General features: G+C 44.3%; 2 protein-coding genes. Both read right to left on the bottom strand.

Translation table 11 applies throughout. From position 1 onward, the window contains the following. Positions 1-3: 3 nt before the first annotated feature. Positions 4-6,633 (bottom strand): non-ribosomal peptide synthetase, encoded by a 6,630-nt coding sequence (locus IFO68_RS16345; protein ID WP_192016903.1) that lies wholly within the window; start codon positions 6,631-6,633, stop codon positions 4-6. Between the two features lie 2 nt (positions 6,634-6,635). Then, positions 6,636-23,483 carry a non-ribosomal peptide synthetase gene (locus IFO68_RS16340; RefSeq protein ID WP_192016902.1) on the bottom strand — a complete coding sequence of 5,616 codons (16,848 nt, stop codon included), beginning with the start codon at positions 23,481-23,483 and terminating at the stop codon, positions 6,636-6,638. Positions 23,484-23,515 lie beyond the last annotated feature (32 nt).

The following is a 23,515-nucleotide window of genomic DNA, read 5'->3' as shown; positions in this document are numbered from 1 at the left end:
AGCTTATAGTCCAATAATCTCTGTTGACGTGGAATGAGTGTCTGCTTCATGGCGTTGTTCTATACCCCGCGGTTGGCAGTGGCTAATACGCTCAGCGAGTAAAGCAACAGATTTACACTCAAAGAACTCAGCAATCGTCAGGGTGGAATTAAAAGACTGATTACATAAAGCAACAAGACGTGCAGCCTGGAGAGAATCTCCACCAATACGGAAGTAGTTATCGAAGATACCAACTTTAGGTCTGTTTAAGACTTGCTGCCAAAGTTCGCATAACTGGGTTTCGATAGGTGTTCGTGGTGAAACATGGGTAATTTCGTCATCGAACCTGGGTTCCGGTAAACACTTTATATCCAGCTTGCCATTACTATTAACCGGTAATGACGCAACACAACTATAGCTAGCCGGTAACATATATTCTGGCAGCTTGGTGCTAAGCATTGCTTCAATGCTGTCTCGTTCAAATTGGCAATGCCTTTTCATTACAACATAGGCCAGCAACATAGGTCGTGATTGATAACTTCCTAAAATAACCGCCGCCTGTTCTATTTGATCAATACCAATCAAAGCACTTTGAATTTCGCCCAACTCAATCCGTAAACCTCGGATTTTAATTTGATCATCATTTCGACCAAGAAACTCAAGATGACCAGATGGTAACCAGCGAGCCAGATCACCCGTTTTATAAATACGTTCTTCCGGCATATCACCAGGAAGAAAAGGATTCCGGATAAAACGCTCGTTAGTCAGCGTCGTTTGATTAAAGTAGCCTCTCGCCAAACCAAAACCACCAATATACAGTTCACCTTGCGAGCCTACTGGAACAGGATTACCCAACACATCCAGCACATAACAACGCTCACCGGAGAGCGGCTTACCTATGACTGCCTGATGCAAAGGGTCAGCCTCACTTAACGTGCTCCAAATACAGGTTTCAGTCGGACCGTAAACTTGGAATACCTGGCCAAAAAGCCTTTTCAGCGAACTGAATAACTGACCTGAACTACTCTCTCCTCCACAAAGCACTTGTATATGGCTGGTTGGATAATCAATCGATACTTCAGAAAGAAAACGCTGCCATAACGACGGCGTATTCTGAATAAAGTTAATTTCCTGATGTCTGCTCCTCAATTCATCATGTGCATGCTCAATATCAGACAATACCAAATGGCCGCCAGAGACCAGAGCGAGCCCCAGCTCAAGACCAAAGATATCAAAGGTGTAATTTGTCAGACTCAGTACGTGCTTAACTTCCCATCCCAATTTTTCACGCACAGCTGCAAGTAAATGCCACCATGCCTGATGTTCAAGCATGACACCTTTGGGTTCACCCGTTGTTCCCGATGTATACATGATATAAGCCAGATCCTGTGCTTTCACTGCATAATTGAGATTATGATCAGGCAAGGCTTCAAGACTATTATCACCCGAAACCACAAGCGTCACTGGAGGAGATACCAGACCCGTAAGAAGGTCAGAAAACTGATGAGCTAAATGTGGTTCTGTCAGAACAATGGAGCAAGTACAATCCTGCACCATATGTCGGATTCTAGCAGGGGGCATAGTCGTAGAAAGCGGAACAAATGCACCTCCTGCTTTCAACGTGGCCAGTATAGCCACCACCATGTCTGTACCGCGCTCAATATAAAGTCCTACAGGTGTATCTGCCTGCATGGGTGCTTTATGCTGTGCTTCATAACAATTACGTATTTTTCTTGCCAGACGATTTGCCAGGCTATTGAGCTGGCTGTATGTAATTGTTTTGCCCTGGTAAGTAACAGCATCTGCATCAGGCGTATCGCTTACCTGAGCTTCAAACTGCTGATGCAGCGGTATGTGTGAACAAGCAGTTGCGGGTGTGCTACTCCAGGTCGAAAGTAACATCTGACGTTCTTCTGTCGTGAGGGTGTTAATATCTCCGGTACGTCGACTGGGGTTGTCACACATCTCTTGGAGCACCCGTTGGTAAATACGGGCAATGCGGCAAACAGTCTCTTGCTCAAACAAATACGATGCGTAGTTCAATGTACCTTGTACAGATTGTCCATTGTCGATTAGCTGTAAATTCACATCGTATTTAGCCGGAGAATACAACGCTTGCAGCATTTCTGGTTTAACGGACCGTAATACACCGTTTTCTTGCTGATCTTCCGATGCATGCTGCAAGCTGAACATAACTTGAAAGACAGGATGTCGCGCTGCTTCCCTTGGCACATTAAGTACCTCCACAATGCGCTCAAATGGCAAAGCTTGATGTTTTTTAGCTAACAGCAGTGCTTTCTGAACTGACGCTACCATTGAAACAATACTTTGCTTTGCTGATATAGACACACGAATCGGCAGCACATTGATAAAACAGCCAATCATGTCCTGTGTTTGAGGGTGATCACGATTGTCAGAGGGAACACCAATCACAACATCACTCTGGCCAGTAAGTTTTGCCAGTGATAATTGAAAAGCAGACAATAAGAACGTATGCAGTGTTACACCCAACTGTTGGGCTCTTTCTCGGACACTTTCCACCAGAGTTGATGACAATGTAAACGGTATATTCTGACCGCAATAATTCGCTTTCTGTGGCCTTTTATAATCATGTGGCAGATTTAATGTTTCTGCCCCTTCCAGATACGTTCGCCAGAAACGTTCCAACTGTTGCCCCGTCTCACCAACAAGTGACCCTCGTTGCCATCTGGCATAATCAGAATAGTCTACTATTGCGGGCTGCAGTTGGCTGTTATCAGTATCGTGTTGATGATACACATTCTCAACATCCTGCTTCAGCACGTCGTACGACCAGCCGTCGAAGCAAATATGATGAAAAACGACTAACAGATAATACTGTCCGCAAACATTAATACTATGCAGCCGAGCCGGTGGCTCTGACTCCAGCCGGAAAGGCTGTTGGATTGCATGCTCCACGCAAGCACGCAGCCCCGCTTGATCAACCTGCTCTTCAGTCACAGGCAATTCGCCAGATGCAAGAAAGGATTTCGCGCCCAGATCCGTCATTTCAAATCCCTGCAATAAAACTGTATGTTTAAGGGCTACAGTCTGAAATGCGCGAATCAATTTTTTCCTATCGGTTTGCGGCGACAAATGGAAAAGATGAGGAATGTGGAAACTGGTGTTTCCCTGCTCTAGTTCATGAATGAAATACAACCTTTCTTGCGCATAAGACAGGACAGGTACTTGACTTTTACCGGCTGAAATAATGGGCTGGAAAGATTCACTTGAAAGCACTTTCACCAGCTTCGACACCGTTCTTTCCCTGAATAACGTATCCAGACTAAAGTGATAACCTAGCTCTCGTGATACTAGGGCCTGCAGTTTTATCGCAGTAATTGAATTGCCCCCCAGCGTGAAATAGTCATCGTCAACTCCGACACACTCTGCTCCAAGTGCATTTTGCCAGAGCCGGCACAGACTGGCTTCCAGCTCGGTACGCGGACCCCGTTTATTTTCAAACTTTATATCAGGGGTTGGCAAAGCGTTACGATCCACTTTCCCGCTCAGGCTCAATGGGATAGACGTCAGTGTAATATAGCGTGCGGGAAGCATGTAGTAAGGTAAGCGCTCAGAGAGAAAATGCTCCAACACAGGCTCTTTAACATTATGAGTTTGAGCACTGACAACATAAGCAATCAGGTATTTATTACCGCTTTGTTCTGCCAAAACAACAACAGCCTGATCAATAGATTCATGAGAGGTCAATACAGATTCGATCTCATTTAATTCGATCCGAAATCCTCTCAGCTTAATCTGACGGTCAACACGACCAAGGTACTGGATAGCTCCATTGTCTAAACGCTTGACAAGATCGCCTGTCCGATACCATAGCTCGCTTTTGGCAATATATGGGTGTTCTATAATAGGGGAAGTGAAAGCTTCTGCCGTGAGTGCTGGATCGTCATAGTATCCTCTGGCAATGCCTTTCCCTGCCAGATACAACTCGCCGGGTACGCCATCAGGTAACAGGTTACCTGCCGGGTCAAGAATATAACACTGTCCCCCCTTGATCGCCTGGCCAATAACATTCAGTGTCTCCGGGGTGACTTGTCCACCTGTGGCATAGATAGCAGCTTCTGTAGGGCCATAATAATTATATAGACTGTAGTTTTCAGCCCAGTACCGACAAGCGACAGGATCACAAGGTTCACCAGCAAAAATAATCCTGCGAAGTGATGAATAACGACGCTTTGGCATGAGGCCCAATATTGCAGGAGGTAAGAATGCGTAATGGATATCCTGCTCATCAAGATAACAGGACAGAGCTTCGATATCTTTCCTTTCTCTGTCTTGCAGAATATGCAACTCTCCTCCCCAGCCCAATGTGTTGAATATTTCTGATACAGATACATCAAAGGTATAATCACTGAAAAACGTTACCCGATTGTGCGAAGAATTAATATCGTATACATCATGAAGGGCCTGAATAGTATTTAGAGCCTGACGATGCTCAAGCATCACTCCCTTTGGTTTACCGGTAGTACCTGATGTATAAATGACGTAACTTAAGTTACTTGGGCTGACTATGGGCAAATACCCTTCAGTTTCATATTTATCATCAATAACGATTGGCTGACTGAGGTTAATACACTGGATATCCTGCTCAATATTTTTCCAAAATTCATTTTGAACAGAGAGACAACTTTCATCACTGAATAAAAGTAAGGGAGCTTGAGTATGCGTTAGTAATTGAGCAATTCGTTTTTCGGGGGCTTGCGGAGAAATGGGAACATAAGCTCCACCAGCTTTCAATACGGCCAGTATCGCAACAATCATGTCTTCATTTCGCTCAAGCAACAACGACACCAAGGTTTCTGGCGGCATAGATAGCCCATAACGTTTAAAATACGATACTCTGATGTGCCGCGCTAATTTGGTCGACTGTGTATCAAGCGCACAATAGCTTAACTGGCGATCACCACAAACAACGGCGATTTTCTCTGGTGCATGCTGTATTACCTCATCTACCAGACCATGTAATGTTCCTGAATAATATCCAGCGTCATCATCAAGAGCATTATTGATTTTTGTTATTTTGTTCTCTCGATCAGACTTGGTTAACAGGCTGATCGACTGATGTTCAACTGCCGGATTTTCTGAGATCTGCGCTAAAACCACAGCAACCTGAGCAAGAAGCCGTTCCGCTTTTTCAGATGAAATCCAACTGTGGTTGAAATACAGTGTCAATAATAATTTCTGTTCAATTTCTTGCGCGATCAGAGTTAATGGCACATCATTTTTTATTCTTGCATCACGAAACCGAAAACTGGTTTCAATTGAGTCTGCGCACAGTTCATGACTCAATGCTGGTACAGGGTAATTTTCAAAAACAAATAAACTATGAAAAAGTTTACCTTCACTTCCCTGCAATGATGCTAACGGCACCGCACTGTATGTATTGAGGCTGGCAATGTTTTTCTGAAGGCGTTGAAGCACATTTCCTGCTGTTTCTGCGCTCTCCCAATCGACAGACAAGGGTAAAGTGTTAATAAATAATCCAACACTATTTTCAATACCACTTACTGGAATATCCCGCCCCGATACCGTGGTTCCGACAATGGTTTGCTCGTCACGAGTATAGACTTGTAATACTTTATGCCAGCCAAATTGTACGGCGGCATTGAGTGTCACCCCTTGCTGACGACACATAGCTTTCAAGGATTGATAAGCTTCACCGCTAATGCGAAAAGTCACTAAGGCGGGCTGTTCAATCTGACAAGGAGCAGTTAAATCAATCGGTTTATCCAGCAACACGTTGATATCATTTGTATGTTTCCAGCGTTCTTTCTCCACCTTCCAGTAAGACTCAGCTTTGGGCAACATTTTACGCCAGTAAGCCTGTGTATCTATATAAGCGGTTTCAGCCTTAACTTCAGTGAAGTTAGCAAGACGTAATTGTTGATAAATACGATGAACTTCCTGTAATAAAACAGGGCCACTCCAGCCATCAGCAATCGCATGATGCTGAGTCCTCATTACAGTAAAATGTTGCTCGCTCTGTTTGATCACAGTAAAACGCAGCAAACCTGGTTGCGACAAGTCGAAGCGTTTACGTTGATCCTCACTTTGCAGCCCTTGAATGCTTTTCCCTCTCTCTGCCTCTGTAAGATGAGACAAGTCAAGCACGGTGAAATGACGGTCAGTGATACTCGCCGCCGATGTGATTATTTGCACCGGAGATTCTTGCCAATCAAAAGCTATGCGTAAAGCGGGATACGTCAAAGAAGCATAACGCCACGCCTGTTTATAACACTTAATATCCAGAGCGAGATGGTAATCAATCAGGATCTGCGTCTGGTAAGCATCATCATCTGGCTGCCGAAGCGAATGATAAATGAATCCTTGTTGCAATCCGGTTGCCGGAAATATCGCCTCAATTTTGTTTTTCTGCACATGCTGACTATCTTCTTCAGGGTCACTTTGAAACTCAACGCGTACCATCAAATCTTGATACGCTTTTTTATTCGTGATCCCTTGACTGTTCAGCCAGCTAACCAGATCACCCTTTTTATTGGTCAGCGTTTCAACCCACTGAGGCGAAATCTGCTCCTCAAAACTGAGCTCAAGATCTGCACCATCAGCCCATATTGCAATGCCCTGCGCTGTGAGTTCTTTCAATAGTTCAATCATGGTTATATCCTTATCGTTTTGCTCGGAGCAGCGTCAGGTTCTATTGTCGTATCTTCATCCACATTAAACTTTCCTTGCAGATGACGCAGATGAGCCAAGGAAATATCAGCTGAAACATCGCTGGGTGTCAGCTGACCTCCCTCATAGGCTTTTGCTGATGCCTCACTGATAACCTGTTGCAGATATTGTTCGAAATACTGAATTACACTGTCGGTCGTTTCATTACTCATCAGGGAAATACATTCAAATGTCAGCACACCTTGCTGGACACCACCATAGATAGTCAGTTGTAAAGCTTCCTGATTAGCCTTATCGATAATCATCCCCAGGCCTTCAGCTTTCATTTGCCAGTCTTGCGATGGCTCTGCTGTGGTTCCTGTATCTAATTGACCCAGATAATTAAAACCAACCGCTGGCAGGCTGGCATTCGCCACGCTTCCCTGATAATTGAGCGAGCTGAACCCCAATCCTTTTTTAGGGATTGTCCGTAAGGACTCTTTCGTTCTGATAATCGTCTCGGCAATTGTGTCGTATGCTGTCAATCTGACTGGGAAATGTGTCGTAAACCAGCCAACGGCCTGAGTAACATCAATCTGGTCATGGATACTTTCCCGCCCATGACCTTCAAGCGTAATAAGGTTAGCTTCCCGCTTAAACGCATGAGAAAGCGAAAGCGCCAGGGCAGAGAGCAGCAAGTCATTAATTTCAGTGTTAAAACCTTTGTTGGCGATGTGTAAAAGCTGACTTGTTTCCTGCTGAGTTAAAGATAATTTACGATGTTTACGTGCTTCCGGAAGTTGATAAGCAGCCTGATCGGCAAGCACGTCTTGCCAGTATGAAATCTCATTTTCATTATCGCGTGCATATTGCTTAACCGCTTCAACCCATTGCCGGTAACTTGAACCTTTAGAAGGTAAAGACTGCCCTGTGAGTAACAACTTCATATGCTCACCCACAGTCCGGCAGGACACTGCATCTATGACCAGGTGGTGGAAAGTGAACAACAAACGGGTCGTGCCATCGTCATAATCCGAAACTATCGCCGCTTGCCACAGCGGGCCAATTTCGATATTCAGGCCGGACTGAAACGCAGTTGCCCGCTCTTCTTGCTCCTCGGTCGATAAACCGGAGAGACTCCAGTGTTGCAGTGTGGGGACAGACGCGGAAACATCAGAACTATAAAACTGCCGGTAAGAACCATCATTTTGCTGCACGAAGCGGCTCCGGAGCATGTCATGATGCTCAGTTAACGCATAAAGTGCTTCTTCAAGGGACTTCTGTGTGACACCGGCGGGAAGATTGACAGTAAAAGACTGATTAAAATGATGTGGATTGGCCAACTGTCGGTCAAAGAACCAAGCCTGGACTGGCAATAGATCAAACTCACCGGCTAGCACACCCTGTTCGCTCAAAATCTCAGCCTCTTCTGCGTCCTGATTGAGCAAGGCAGCCAGCCCAGCTACAGTCGGGGATTCAAAGACATCTTTTACCTGAAGTTGGAACCCCTCTCGCCGCAGCCTGGCAACAAGTTGAATGCACAGAATAGATTCCCCACCGATACGGAAGAAATTATCGTGCACACCGACTTTCTCCACACCCAGCACCTCTTGCCAGATATGACATAACACCTGTTCCAGATGCTGTGTCGGTGCAATAAAGTTTTCACTAAACTCCGCATCAGACGCAGGTAGCGCCCTTTTGTCGATCTTGCCATTAGCAGTAAGAGGCATGTGTTCCAGACGAATGATTGCTGAAGGCAACATGTGTCCGGGTAAGATTGATGTCAGTAAACCCAGTAAATACGCCTCACTGGCCTCTTCACCGCTGTTTACGACAACATAAGCCACCAGCTGCGACGACTTGCCTGTGTCTCGCACGACCACTGTAGCCTGATTTATCGCCGGTAATGATCGGAGTGCGCTTTCAATTTCTCCTAATTCAACCCTGAATCCACGTACTTTCACTTGTTCATCATTTCGCCCGATGAAATCCAAGTGTCCGGTATCCGTCCAACGCACAAAATCACCGGTTCGGTATAAACGCGTATAACCCTTCTGAATATCCGACAGACTGACAAACGGATTATCAATAAAGCGTTGCGCTGTTAATGCCGGACGATTTAAATACCCTCTGGCAACACCCGCTCCACCAATGTATAACTCACCCGGAACACCAATCGGGGCAGGCTCTAACTCTTCATTCAGGCAATACAGACGGACATTTGGAAAAGCCTGGCCAATAGTAACTGCCTCTTTATCCGATATAGTTGTAATGGTTGCTGCGACGGTTGCCTCCGTCGGACCATATTCATTGAAGACCTGCCTGAAATTGACTATTAACACATTAAGTAAGCTCGGATGTAATGCTTCACCGCCCAGTAACAATGTACATTCCGGCATAGGAATCGAAGTAAATGCCGCTTCCGCAAGACTTGGGGTTGACTTAACTAGCGTTACTTTCTGCTGCAATAAATGCTGGTGATAATCATGAATATTACGTTGATCACCTTGATAGATGGCAACAGTAGCCCCCGTCAACAACGGACAAAGGTTGGTGGCAACCGACAAATCGAAGCTGTAATTGGTTGAAAAATCAACACGACTAAAAGCATCACCGAGCTTGGCAGCAAGCCCGTAAGCATGATTGACAACACTGAACTGCTCAACCATAACGCCCTTAGGCTGTCCTGTAGTCCCTGAGGTATAAATGACGTATGCCAAATTTCTGGAAGATGCCATCGATTCAGGATTACCTGTCAATATATCTTCTGCAATGACGTCATCCACATTGACTAACGAACAATCTGTACCGTTCAAGCATTCTGTCACCGCATTGAGGAGTGCAGACTGAGTAATCATCAACGGTGCCTGAGTGTCGTCCAGAATGAAACGAAGTCGGTCTGCCGGTATCGTCGGGTCAATCGGCACATAAGCGGCTCCAGCTTTTAATACGCCAAGCATGCTTATGATCATCTCTGGGCTACGTTCGACAACCAAAGCAATACAAGTATCTGGTGCAAGCCCTGTTTTTGTCTGTGCTAAATGTTGTGCCATTAATACAGATGCCAACTGATTAGCACGGTTGTTCAGTTGCGCGTAAGTCAACGACCCGCCATCCCAGGTCACAGCCAGGGCATCCGGGTTAGTCCTCACATGACGTTCAAACACTTCAGCCAAAGTCAGGGAGTCTGGCCAGACGGTATCGGTAGCATTCCAGACATTCAGGCATAGATCCCTTTCCTGGCCATTCATCAGAGGGATATCAGAAGGCATGACATTCACGTTTTCCGATACCGCCTTCACCACACGTTCAAACAAAGTGGCCAGCCTTTGCGCACTGGTTACAGCCAGTTGGCTACCTGAGAACACCAATTGCCCTTGTATTGCCTGCCCTTCAGGTTCTAATTGCAAAATAATGTCTGGCCGTCCTTCTTCAGGCAACGACTCAATGGTTACATTCTGCAATGCACTCATACCGACCTGATATAGCTCATCCCCTTCATTCAGGCCTTCTTTCAGCGCCGAAAAACTGAGGCCCTGATGTTGCTGCGCAAGATGGAGCCACTGGCTGTATTCGTCGAGTAATTCATTGAATGGGGAATGGGCTTTCACGGATAACTTAGCAGGCAAATAGGCCAGTTTTTCTCCGTGCGAAGAATTGTCCCCTCTGTAAACGCCAAACAACACGTTACTTTGTTGAGTTACACAAGACAGTGCAATACCAAGACACGCCTGCAAAATAACAGCCGATGACAGATTAAGCTGCTCTGCATGCATCTGTAACTCTGTTGTCATATCAGAATCAATACTTACTTTCACAGCCTGAGTCATCGTTGTCGGGGTAATCAATTTGTCTTGATATAATCGCCCGTGAGCAGCATCTGTCAGTTGGCTTTTCCAGAACTGCATGCTTTTCTGGATATTTTGCTGATGTAAATGATCCTGTTGCCAACGCGAGGTGGCGACGGAACTGACAGGCACCACCGCTTGTTTGGTTACTTCATTGACTATCTCATCGAAGTGTCCCGCCATTTTGCGGATGCGACTGGCTTTAAACAGATCAGTTGAAAACTCCCAGCGCAGGTGTAAATTGTCCTCTTCTTCTGACACATGTAACACTAAGTCATAGCTGACTCTGGACAAGGATGTCTCAACAGGGGTGACCTGACAGTCTTGCAGCATTAATTCTGACTTCTGCATGTTTTGCAGTGACAGCACCACCTGGAACAATGGATTATGGCTCAGGCTTCGATTTGGTTTGAGTTGCTCTACCAACATTTCAAATGGTGTTTGCTGATGCTCATACGCTTCCAGCAGCACCTGCTTACTTTGCTGAATCAATGTAGTGAAATCTGACACGCTATCCAGACGTGAGCGCAAAACCAGGTTATTCACAAAAAAGCCAATTAATGGGGATAATTCGTGCTGCTCGCGTCCTGCCACTGGTGTTCCGATCACGATATCCTGCTCACCACTGTATCTGTGCATCAGCAATACATAAGCGGCATGCAGTACCATAAACAAACTAACACCCTGATCTGCGGCAAGCTGCTTCAGCCCTTGCAATTGCTGCCGGCCCAGTGTCTGATTGATCGAACCACCATGGTAGCTCTGTGTCTTCTGGCGTGAGAAATCGGTAGGTAATTGATGAACATCGGGAAGACCACGTAACTGATGACGCCAGTAACTCAGTTGCTCATCCAGCACTTCTCCTTGTAGCCATTTTCGTTGCCACTGGCTGAAATCCGCATACTGAACTGGCAGCGGTGGTAACGCACTCGCTTGAGGGGTTGTGTAATTGCGATACCAAGCATTAATTTCATCAATCACAATCCCGATAGACCAGCCATCAGCAGCAATATGATGCAAAGTAATCAACATCAGATGCGAGGTGTCGCTCAGCTTAATGATTTTTGCTCGAAGTTTCAGTTCACTCGCCAGTACAAAGCGACGAACGTTATTTTCTTTCTGGATAGCCTCCAGCGATATCTGCTGCTGTTGCGCGGCTAGCTCCGATAAGTCAATAACATCCAATTCAAAACAACCAGCAGGCCGGATCCGTTGATACGGTTTCCCATCAACAATTTCAATATTGGTTCTCAATACTTCATGGCGTTCAACAATACGTTCTAAACTGTATTTCATCGCCTGAATGTTAAGGTTACCCTCAATACGGAAGGCCAAAGGAACGTTATACTGCTCACGGGCATTTCCTAGCTGATCAATAAAACATAATCGCTGCTGAGAGAATGACAGTTCTAACAGCCCTTCTCGTGGCATCGCTGTTATTGCGGGCAATTCTGACGTTCCGGACTGCTGAATCAGTGCAGCTAACTCCCCCACGGTTGGCGCTTCGAATATTGCTTTAATCGCGATATCCACCTGCCATAACTTTCTGATTGCAGAAATAAGCCGCGTCGCCAGCAGCGAATGTCCGCCAAGCTCAAAAAAGTTATCCTGGCAACCCACTCTGTTAAGCTGCAACAAATCTTGCCAGATCTCGGCCAGTTTTTGTTCCGTGTTGGTTTGCGGGGCAACATACAGTCCTGATGGAACACGATGAAGATCATGACTCAGCAAAGCCTGTTTATTCACTTTACCGTTCGGTGTCAGTGGTAATTTGTCTACCACATTAAAGCGAACGGGTTGCATGTAAGATGGCAGCAAAACCGCTAGCTGTTGCTGGATATGTTTAGCCTGCTCGCTGCTGTTATTACTCTGTCCCGGATTGCTCGCCAGCACAGAAAACGTAACATGTCGGTTATGCAAATTGCGGTCATGGAAATAGCCTTTCTCCGGATGTTTATACAACCAGAGATCGACAGATTTCATCCCATGCGTGACAGACCATGTGATTTGATAATCTGCCCAATGTGAAGCATTACTGACTATGGCCTCACACATCTGTGCAAGTTCCCCCGGATGAATGGCAGAAACTGCGTTTTCTGCAGCAGATTGCTCCGCTAAATTGATGTCACCCGTCGATACCAGTTCACGTTCAATGTCCGCTAAATAAGGCATAGCCATTAAACGGGAATTACGGATACCCCGTATAACCAGACAATCACTGTCGTTCGGCGATTGAATCATGCTTTGCAGGGCATTCAGTGGCAGTGGTTCCTGTTGCCAGTCATGTTCAGCGATAACTGACTCTGAGTTATCACCGGAATAGGCTTTATCGATATAAATACACACATCATAACGAAACTGGTTCATTTCGTTATTTGCAAACCCCGTTTTCAGTTGGACTTTAATGTCAACAACCTCAGGGCAGTGATCAATAAGTGCGGTAAAAAATTCCGGGCTGACATAAAGCTCGTTATCCGCCGCCATTGATGAAGAGGCTTTGCTGTATAGTTCCTCTAACGTCGCATCACTCCCCAAGCGGTGATGTGCTAACTCAACATGAAACACATCCATTAAACGATAATTCAGCACGTCACCAATGAAGATACACCCTGTGCTATCCATGGCTTTGATCGCACTTTGAATAACATCATAGAAGTAATGAATACTAGGGAAGTACTGACAGACAGAGTTAATAATCACGGTGTCGACAGCCATTATGGGGCGTTGGGAATCATTACAAGCCTCCGCCTGACGTAGGTCGACATGTGATATCCCATTTTTCGACATGAGATGGCGCAGACGCTCGACCGCCTGACCCGATAAGTCTATGCCGCTATAGTGCTGACAATGAGAATGTAACTGAAGCAGTAACAACCCGGTTCCAACACCTATCTCATAAATACGCTGCGGTGATAATGACAGAATGCGGCTCACAGTGTGGCGCTGCCATTCTTTCATTTCATCAGCAGACAGTGGTTGTCCGGTATAGCTGCTGTTCCACCCTGTTGTATCAAACATATTTTCGGCATCAGAGTGACGATATAAGTTGTCATACAATGCCTGCCATGAATCCAGCAATTGCTCAGTCTTTTCCGCTTTGGGTAACGGATTAGTCTCTAGCATTTCATTAAGAACCATATACGCAACAAGTTCTTTTTCCTGCGCATCGGGACCGTCTTTCGTTTGCGCCAGAACAACCGCATCACTGACACCTTTTAGTTCAGTCAAACAAGACTGAACTTCTCCCAACTCAATACGGTAGCCCCGTATTTTAAGTTGTTCGTCAGCTCGCCCGACAAAGACGAGGCTGCCATCTTCCAACCGTCGTACCAGATCACCAGTGCGGTACAGCCTGTCTGAAGGATCGTGCTGCGTATGGATAAACGCCTTCTCATTCATGCCAGGGCGATTATGGTATCCCTGAACAATACCTTCCCCGCCAATGTATAACTCTCCGGGAACACCTACAGGTACTAATCTCTGTTTTTCATCTAACACATACAGTGATGTATTCGACAGGGCATACCCAATTGGCACTGTGGTGTAACTCCGCAGTGTCTGCTCTGTTACCGGATACCATGTACTGAATGTGGTGCCTTCTGTTGGCCCGTAAACATGCAGTAATTGCTGGGGTTTCCCGTGATGAAGGATGGCTTGTACCGCATCCGTACTGACAGCCTCGCCACCAAAAAGCAGTGTCTCCAGGCATGCAAAACAATCCGGTTTCTCTTTAGAGACCAAATTAAACAGCGCTGTTGTCACAAACAAAGTAGTGACACTTTCTTGTCTTAATTTATCGGCCAAAGCCAGAGGATCAACCAGGCAATCTTTCGGTATATGGATGAGCGTGCCGCCATTGAGCAATGCGCCCCATATCTCAAACGTCACCGCATCGAATGACGTATTTGAGGCAAAGGCCATCATTGTTTGCGGTTTCAAATCTATGTAATTTGTGTTTTTCACCAGCCTGATAACATTGTGGTGCTCTACCACCGTTCCCTTCGGGGTTCCCGTAGAACCGGACGTGTAATTCACATATGCAGCAGACTGTTTCTCAGGCGCAGGCAAGTTCGACGTATTGCATTGGTCGATGCCATGCCGATCATCGCCATCCAGTAAAATAATGGTGCTGCCTTTTGAGGCCGCTGCTGTCAGCAAAGAAACACACTCACTGTCAGTGATCAACAGTTTGATCCCTGCATCCTCCAGCATAAACTGAATACGGCCAGACGGATAAGCAGGATCGAGGGGTACATAGACAGCGCCTGCTTTAATAACCGCTAAAATTGCAATAATAGTGTCAATTTGTGGGGTGATACAAATACCTACCCAATCACCCTGTGCCACCCCGCGCTGGCATAAATAATGCGCTAATTGATTAGCCTTTCTGTTCAGTTCAGAATAGGTCAGACAGAGATCACCAAACTTCACCGCATTATGCTGCGGGCTCAGTTCAACGTATTCCTCAAATAATGTGTTTATCCGTAACTGCTCAGGATAAGGCTGAGAATGGCCGCGACTGATTGCTAATAATTGCTCAAGCTCCTGCTCGGATTGCATAGTGAGATCAGCTATAGTCGCAGGCTGCTGTTCCATGAACACCCGAAGAATATGCTGTAAATGCTCAACCATAGCAGCCACTGTATTGTCGTTAAGCTGCTCAGCACGATAACCAATGACAAACTCAAGATTATCGTACGGCTCCACCATTAAGGTGACGGTATAATTGGTTTGTTCATTCGACTGAATGCCATCGATCCATATTTGAGATGATAACTGGCTTTGCTCTTCTTTTCTGGATCCAAAGAGTGCTTTATCAACCGGGTAATTCTGTATACCTACAAGCGTTTCAAATAATGGCTCCCCCTCTGGCAATTCACAGCAAGACTGAATTTCAGCCAATGACAAGAAGCCATGCCGATCCCGTTCTACACCCAGATCGTGGATCTGCTTTAACCACTCAGATATCCTCAGATCATTGTCACAGTCTACAACGACCGGTAAGGTATTCACCATCAAGCCAATGGTATTTTCAATACCTTCAACCTCTGCAGGACGGCCAGCATTTGCACTGCCAAACATAACCCGCTGCTCGCCGCTGTAGCGGTGTAAAAGGTAGGCCCATGCAGCCTGAACAACCACACTCAGCGTCGTGTTGTGGGTGCGGGCAAAAACCTTTAGCTGCTCCGTATCCCGTTCATCAAGTTGCCATCTGCGTTCTCGCGCACCTTGCGTTGTCGAGACAACAGGAATTTTATCAATGGCTAATGGGGTAGCCGAGCTGATATCCCCAATTACATCCTTCCAGTACGCCATTGCTTTTTGTGAATCCTGCCGTTCAAGCCACTGTAAATAGGAAGGATAAGCAGGTTCTGGCAACAATATACAACGCTCTTCCAACTTAGCTTTATATAGCGTAAGCAGCTCCGTCAGCATCAGAGACACTGACCAGCCATCCAAAATACTGTGATGATAAGTCACCTGTAAAACTTGCGTTTCATCAGATAAATTGAATACAGCAAGACGAACAAGGGGCGGGCATGCAAAGTCAAACGACTGTAATTTATCTTTTTCCAGATATGCCTTTAGTCTTTCCTGCTGTCTGGATGGTTCCAGATCCTTCACATCTTCAATGTAACAATGAATATCAGCATGAGTAAGCACCAGTTGGTAACGCCCATCATCACTGAAAGCCGTTCTGAAACCTTCATGACGCTTCACTAAATCGCTCCAGACAGAACGATAAACTGATTCATCCCATTTGCCGTTCAGCGTCATCCAAATCTGACTTACATATTCACCACCTGCGTCTCCTTTGAGGTGGTGATAGAACAAACCTTTCTGCATTGGCGTGGCATCGTATATATCAGCAAGATCCGGATAACGTGCGGATAATTGCTCGACTTCATCTTGCATGATATGGGCAAGCGAGAAGTCACTTTGGGTTAATACCCTGTTGCTACTCGTATTGCAGTGTTCAATAATTCGCGCCACGCTGGCTAGGATGTCGTCGGCCAACTGCTTAATAGAGGCGTCACGATATTCACTACGGCTGTATCCCAGTTCAAGCACATATTGCTGACCACGACGCAGAACATTTAACATCAACTGACTTTCGCGCCGATTGGAAAGCGCAATATCACCTCGGGTTGGATGCCCTTGTTCTGAATGCGACGACATCAGAACAGTGCCACTCACTGCACGAATGTTGTTTAACTGATCCGTAATCCCATCCACTTGTCCAAGGTAATTAAACATCAGGGACGAATAGTGTTGATCGGCAGGCATATCAGTCAAAGCGGACGCAGCGTTGTTGATATACCTTAGTACTCCATAGCCTAAACCGTTGCCCGGCACAGCTCGTAGCTGTTCCTTAAGTGTTTTCATGACCGATTCAACACACTGCGAAGAAGATGTACGAAGAACAACAGGATACAAAGAGGTAAACCAACCCAAAGTTTCAGTCAGAGACAAACTGGTTTCCGCTGTTTCGCGCCCATGCGCCTCCATCAGTACCCTGAATGCTTTTACGCCTCGCCAGCGATTTATTCCCAGATAAGCAGCAATCAGTAACAGTTCATTTTCTTTTAGCCCGTATAGTGCTGCTCCCCTCTCTCGTAAAGAACGGCTCTGTTCATCGGTCAGTGTGAAAGCGAAAGTATTAATACTACGCCACGTATCCTCAAACGGCTCATCACCGTCTGTTGGTAGTTTCGGCAATTTTTCCAACGACTGTCGTTGCCAGTATTCTGATTCCTTTGCGAAGAATTGCTCAGTGGCAAAGGTTTGCAACTGCTTACCCCAAGATTGCAGTGAATCCGTTTTGTTCGGCAATGAAAATGGCAGATCCGAATTCGGCAATTGGTTGATCAAATCGTCTATATCTGCCAACAACACACGCCAAGACACACCATCTACGAGCAAATGGTGAAAAGTCACAAATAAAAGTTGTTTACCTTCATGCTCTAACAGAGAAAAATGAAAAAGCGGCCCAGAAAATGAGAGGCTGCCTTGAAGGTTTTCACAATAAGAAGAAATCTGATCCGGCTGAACAGAAACAACAGACCATGTTTGCTCAAGCTGGACTTTTGTATAGGTTTGATATGTTCCGGTCCATTGTTCATTCTTTTTATGGAAATGAAGCCTAAGAACATCGTGCCTGGATACGAGATAAGAAACAATACATGCCAACTGCTCACTCGTCAGATGTACAGATAATTCAAGTAGCATTGACTGGTTATAATGAGTCAGATCAGTGTGCGCCGATGAGAAAAAGTGCGCTTGCGCTGGCAATAATACTTGCTCACCATCCACTTCACTTTCAATAACTTTCGTTTGTTTAGATATTATTTTCTCTGATAGTTTTTCAATCGTTTGTGCAATAAATAAATCCTGCACACTAAATTCTAAGTGACGTCGTTTCGCTAAAGAAACAACCTGAATAGAAAGAATGGAATCACCACCTAACGCAAAAAAATTATCCGTAATACTGACAGATTCAACCCCTAACACCGTTTTCCAAATATCGCATAAAATGGCCTGCTCCGGTGTTTCTGGACTAACGGCACTAGTCTCAATATTTATCTCAACATCAAGTAATGCCTTTCTGTTCAGCTTGCCATTCGCAGATAAAGGAAAATGATCTACCGCCTGATAAATCTTAGGAACCATATAGTCAGGCAATATCTCAGCTAATCTGGTCTGAATAAATGTGTTTTCAGCGTTTCCGATATGATAAACAACCAGTTGATCATTATCACCAACCTGCTTGAGTACAACTGCACATGCTTGAACACCATCCAGTCTGTTTATCTGATGTTCTATTTCACCCAGTTCTATTCGATGTCCACGAAGCTTCACCTGATGATCTTTTCGCCCCAGATACTCCAGATATGCCGGCCGTACTGTCCCATTCGTTTCTAACTCAGAATGTGCAACCCATCTGGCTAAATCGCCTGTTTTATAGAGCCGCTCACCTTGTAGTTCATCGAATGGTGATGCAATAAATGAGGCCGCAGTCAGTTCCGGTTGTCCGCAATAGCCTTCCGCCAGACCAATTCCTGAGATATATAATTCACCCTGGCAGCCGGTTGGAACAAGATTCAAATCAGGATCAAGCACCAGCAACCGAATATTCTGAATAGGACGGCCAATAGGAACTGTTTTATATGTCTTTGACGGTTCGCATTGCCAAAATGACACATCAATAGCGGCTTCAGTCGGCCCATACAAGTTATGCAATTCACTTCGAGTACCCGAATGAAAAAATCGGTCACAAAGTTCAGGCGATAAAGCCTCGCCACTGCAGAATACCCGCTGTACAGAATCACATCCCTGCCAGCAGCCACTATCCAACATGGCACGTAACATAGATGGCACGAAATGCAGTGTTGTTATTTTTTTTACCTGTATAAGCTCTGCCAGATAATGCGCATCACGATGACCTCCAGGCTTTGCTATCACCAACTTTGCTCCAGCCACTAATGGCCAGATGAACTCCCAGACTGAGACATCAAAACTAAATGGCGTCTTTTGCAAAACGGTATCACTGGCCAATAAAGAATATTGCCGCTGCATCCAGTCAATCCGGTTCGTTAAAGCCTGATGAGCAACCATTACCCCTTTCGGCTGACCTGTTGATCCAGAAGTGAAGATGATGTAAGCGAGGCTATCAGATTGGTATTGCCTGTCAGAAAGGTGTGTTGAATCAGATAACGGATTGGCATTGACATCAATTAGCAAAGACTCGACCGATATCGTCATGGCCTGGTGATAGGTATCACTATTACATAACAACAATCCGACCTGGGCTTGATTAGCTAACAGTTCAGTCCGACTGTGAGGTTGATCCGGTTCCATTGGCACATAGGCTTTACCCGCGAATAAAGTACCCCATATCGCGATCACCATCTCTAAGGAACGGGTCATATAAATGCCGACATGGGGAGATGGACATTTTGAGTGCAACAAATTCGCGACCTGGCAAGCTTTAAGGTACAGTTCCTGATAAGTCAGAATATGCCCATCAAATTCAATCGCTTCTGCTAAAGGAGCACGTCGTACCTGCTCTTGAAAACGTTGCTGAACCGTTAACTGAGAGTCGACAAACACCTTAGTGTATTGCGCTTTTGTTATTCCTAATAAATGTTGCCTTTCTCCTACCTCCAACATATCGACATCAGACAGGTACTCTGATTCCGGCGCTACGATTTTCTGCAACACTCTTCGATACATTTCGACGTAACGCTTAATATCAGCACGAGAAAAAAGGCTGGATGCAAAATTGAAAGTACCTTGTATCTCTTTCTCGGCCCACCCTACAGTGACATTCAAATCAAACTGTGCATAATGCTGTACGGCTTGCTCACTCATAGGAATATGCTGGAAAAGTGGTTCACTATTACTAATGCCATTTAAAAAATCATGGCCGTTAAACATAACCTGAAACAAAGGATGTTTCGATGCTTCTCGCTCTGTATGGGCCACATTTAAAATTTTATCGAAAGGTAAATCTTGATGAGCTTTACCCAGGGTAAGCGATTGATGGACTGAATGAATCAGTTCAGAAATTGCAACCTGTGCTGAAGCCTGAAGGCGAATAGGTAACGGATTTACAAACAACCCCATCACACCATGGGTTTGTCTATGCTCCCTGTTATCAGAAGGAATACCAATTGTAATATCATACTGACCCGATAAACGGCTGAGTAAAATATAAAATCCTGAGAGCATTACCGTGTTTAATGAAACTTTATACTTTCTCGCTAGCGCTTTTAGCTGGGAAGACAAAAGCTCACTCAACCGAAAGACCTCTTCACCCCCTTTGTAGTCAAATACAGCAGGGCGAGGATACGTCAACGGCATGATTAGATCTTGTGCACCACTTAATGCATCTGTCCAATAGTCACTATGTATTTTACTTTCATCCGTTGTCAGCTGATTTTCCTGCCAGACAACATAATCGAAATAGCTAATCGGCAACGAGGGTAACTGATAGCACTCCCCATCCATCAAAGACTTATAGATGTGACTCAGTTCATTAAAGAAAACCTCTGTAGACCAGCCATCACAGGCAATATGATGCCAGGTGAAGAGTAAGTAACGTTGACCTTCTACATCATACCCACATAGCCTGAACCCTGGCTCACTTGCTAATTTAAAAGGGGCATCAATATCCTTCTTAACCTGTTCCCAGAACGATTTCTGCGTGAGAGTATTCGTATAATTCAAGCTTGGCCACTGATCCGTTAAATACTGTACCTCCTCATTGTCAACTGTGCCAAAACATGTCCTCAAAATAGCATGCCGTTCTACTAGTATTGAAATACAATCCTGAAGTAACAGGAGATCAACGCTTTTATTCAATTTTATTAACTGCGGAACATGATACGCCTTCGCCCCATTTTCAAGTTGCTCAAAAAAATACAGCCCTTTTTGCGATGATGACAGAGGGCACGAAGATAGATTTTGAGCAACAATACTGGCTGATAGTTCACTGCCCAAATTTTCAGCAATAACGGCAACAGACTGTTGAGATATTATAGTTGCCACATCAACTTTTATACCCAATTTTTCTTGCCAATCTGCTGCAGCACGAATCGCGATAATTGAGTTTCCACCCATTTCAAAAAAGTTTGCATGAATACCAACCTTGTTATATCCCAGAAAGTGTTGCAGTGACTCACATAATATTTTTTCTTTTTCATTTCTTGGCGGGGTGATGTCATGGTTTTCATTTGAAACAGGAACAGGCAATGCTCTCCAGTCCAACTTGCCGTTCAAAGTCACAGGCAAACTATCTAGCTGTAAAAAAGCAGATGGTAACATATATTCAGGTAGTATTTCCGATAAGCTATTGCGTATTTCACTTATATTTAACTTAGTGTTATCGTCACCTATTAAATAGGCTGAAAGGTATTTCATCTCACCCTGACCCTGAGTAATCACTGCAGCTTGCTTTACGCCTTCATAAGTCAAAAGTGCACTTTCAATTTCACTCAACTCGATACGATAACCTCGTATCTTTACCTGTAAATCTTTACGGGAAACATATTCTAGATTACCATCAAATAACCAACGTACCATATCTCCTGTACGGTACATTCGGTTATATCCCTTCGCAATTTCTTCATCCGTAGCAAATGGATCGTTTAAAAAACGATCTGCAGTTAACGTAGGTTGATTCCAATACCCTCGTGATACACCAGCGCCACCTATATACAACTCTCCAATTGCACCTTGCGGCAGTAACTGCAAATTATCATTAAGTACATACAGTTTTGCATTCGCCACTGGTCTACCAATCCGGTTAACCTCAGCAGATGAGCCAATATCTGTACTCCTTACAGAAACAGCAGTTGTTTCTGTAGGCCCATAAACATTAACTAACCTTTCCTTCCAGCTATCTTTTATTGCCTGCGAACATTGCTCACCCGCGCTTATAACCCATTTCAGACTAGCATCAAAATCGCCCCGTCCTAATGCAGATAAATACGTAGGAGTGGCAGCAAAATGAGTCACCTGATAACGTTTAACAAGCGTTCTCATCTGCTCAATAGAATGGATACTCTCAGTACTGGGAATTATCAGTCTAGCCCCATGAAGAAGTGTCATAAAGAGAACATCAACAGAACCATCAAAGTGATATGGAGGCCACCACATTACAGTTTCATTATCTGTCAGATTATAAGTATTTATCTGGCCACAAATAAGATTAACTAAATTTTTATGCTCAACCATTACCCCTTTAGGTTTACCCGTGGTACCTGATGTAAAAATAACATAAGCGAGACTATTACAATGCGATGAAGAAACAGGGTTATTAATGAAATCTGAATTTTCACAACCATACAAAATCGGATTAATAACTTCAACATGATTATCAAAATTATTTAAAATAGAATTAAGGTCTTCCGAAAAAAATTCATGTGCAATAATTAAATCAAGATTTACATCAGAAATTATTTGCTCTAAATAAGCTTTAGGGTGATCAGTTGAAAGAGGTAAATAAGCACCTCCAGCCTTCAATACTGCCAATATTGAAATAACCATTTCGATACTGCGGTCAAAGTACAAACCAATTAATGTATCTTCCGATACACTTTTACCAAATCGCGCCAAATAGTTGTTCTGTATTCTATGAGCAAGAATATTAGCTCGTTCATTTAGCTCTCTATAAGTAACAGATGTTTCTTGAAAAACGAGAGCTATTTTTTCAGGATTTTCTTCCACTTTCATTTCGAAAATTTTATGGGCAGTGACATTCAAAGGAAAATCCTGACTCACTGTGCCCCAGTCTAATAACTGTTGGCTACAATCTTTTTCCGATAAACATACAAGTTCTGCATGCTTTTTCTCTGGGGATTGAATAATCTGATTTAAAATACTTTCATAAAGTTCAATCAATTTTGTTGCTGTGATTAGCGAGATATACCGTTTATCAAAACACATTGTTATCTCAATATTATTATTATCTATTTTTATATCTACCATAATAGGTTGACACACAGTAAAATCAGGTTTTTCTGACTTACCGAAAATATTTCTAATAACAAAAAAGGGTTTGACTTTATTTTTACAGTATTCATCACCAAAAATATCATTCTGGCTCATAACTCTAGAGTGAGTTACGTTCTCAGTCAATGAAACAGTGAGCAATGATTCATTTTCACCCCAGTCATAACTACACCATGTAAAATTATCTTTAGAGTCATCATTTTTTTCATAATTCAGGGTAACGGTGCAGTTATCCTGCGAGTATACATGCAATATTTTATGCCAGATCACTTTTAGAAAAGTATTAACTTTTTTTATGTCCCCGCCACAAATTGATAAAATATCACTGAGTTTATCTCCAGATAACTCTATGGACAGTTCGCTTTTTCCAGAGTATATTTCATCATCCTTCCCCTCAGAAAAAAATGGTGTTATATCAGTTGGCAATACGTATGAATCAGTATTATTATCACTTAATACGTACTCATTGCTTAAATTATTATACATCTTAATTTCCTCAAAACATCATTCTTGAGGCG

This window comes from Photobacterium arenosum (assembly GCF_014841115.1).
GTDB classification, from domain to species: Bacteria; Pseudomonadota; Gammaproteobacteria; order Enterobacterales; family Vibrionaceae; genus Photobacterium; species Photobacterium arenosum.
This window is presented reverse-complemented; position numbering and strand designations above follow the sequence as displayed.

Excerpts from the sequence above, each read along its gene's own strand:
- IFO68_RS16345 (WP_192016903.1), bottom strand. The coding sequence starts at position 6,633 with ATGATTGAACTATTGAAAGAACTCACAGCGCAGGGCATTGCAATATGG.
- IFO68_RS16340 (WP_192016902.1), bottom strand. The coding sequence starts at position 23,483 with ATGTATAATAATTTAAGCAATGAGTACGTATTAAGTGATAATAATACT.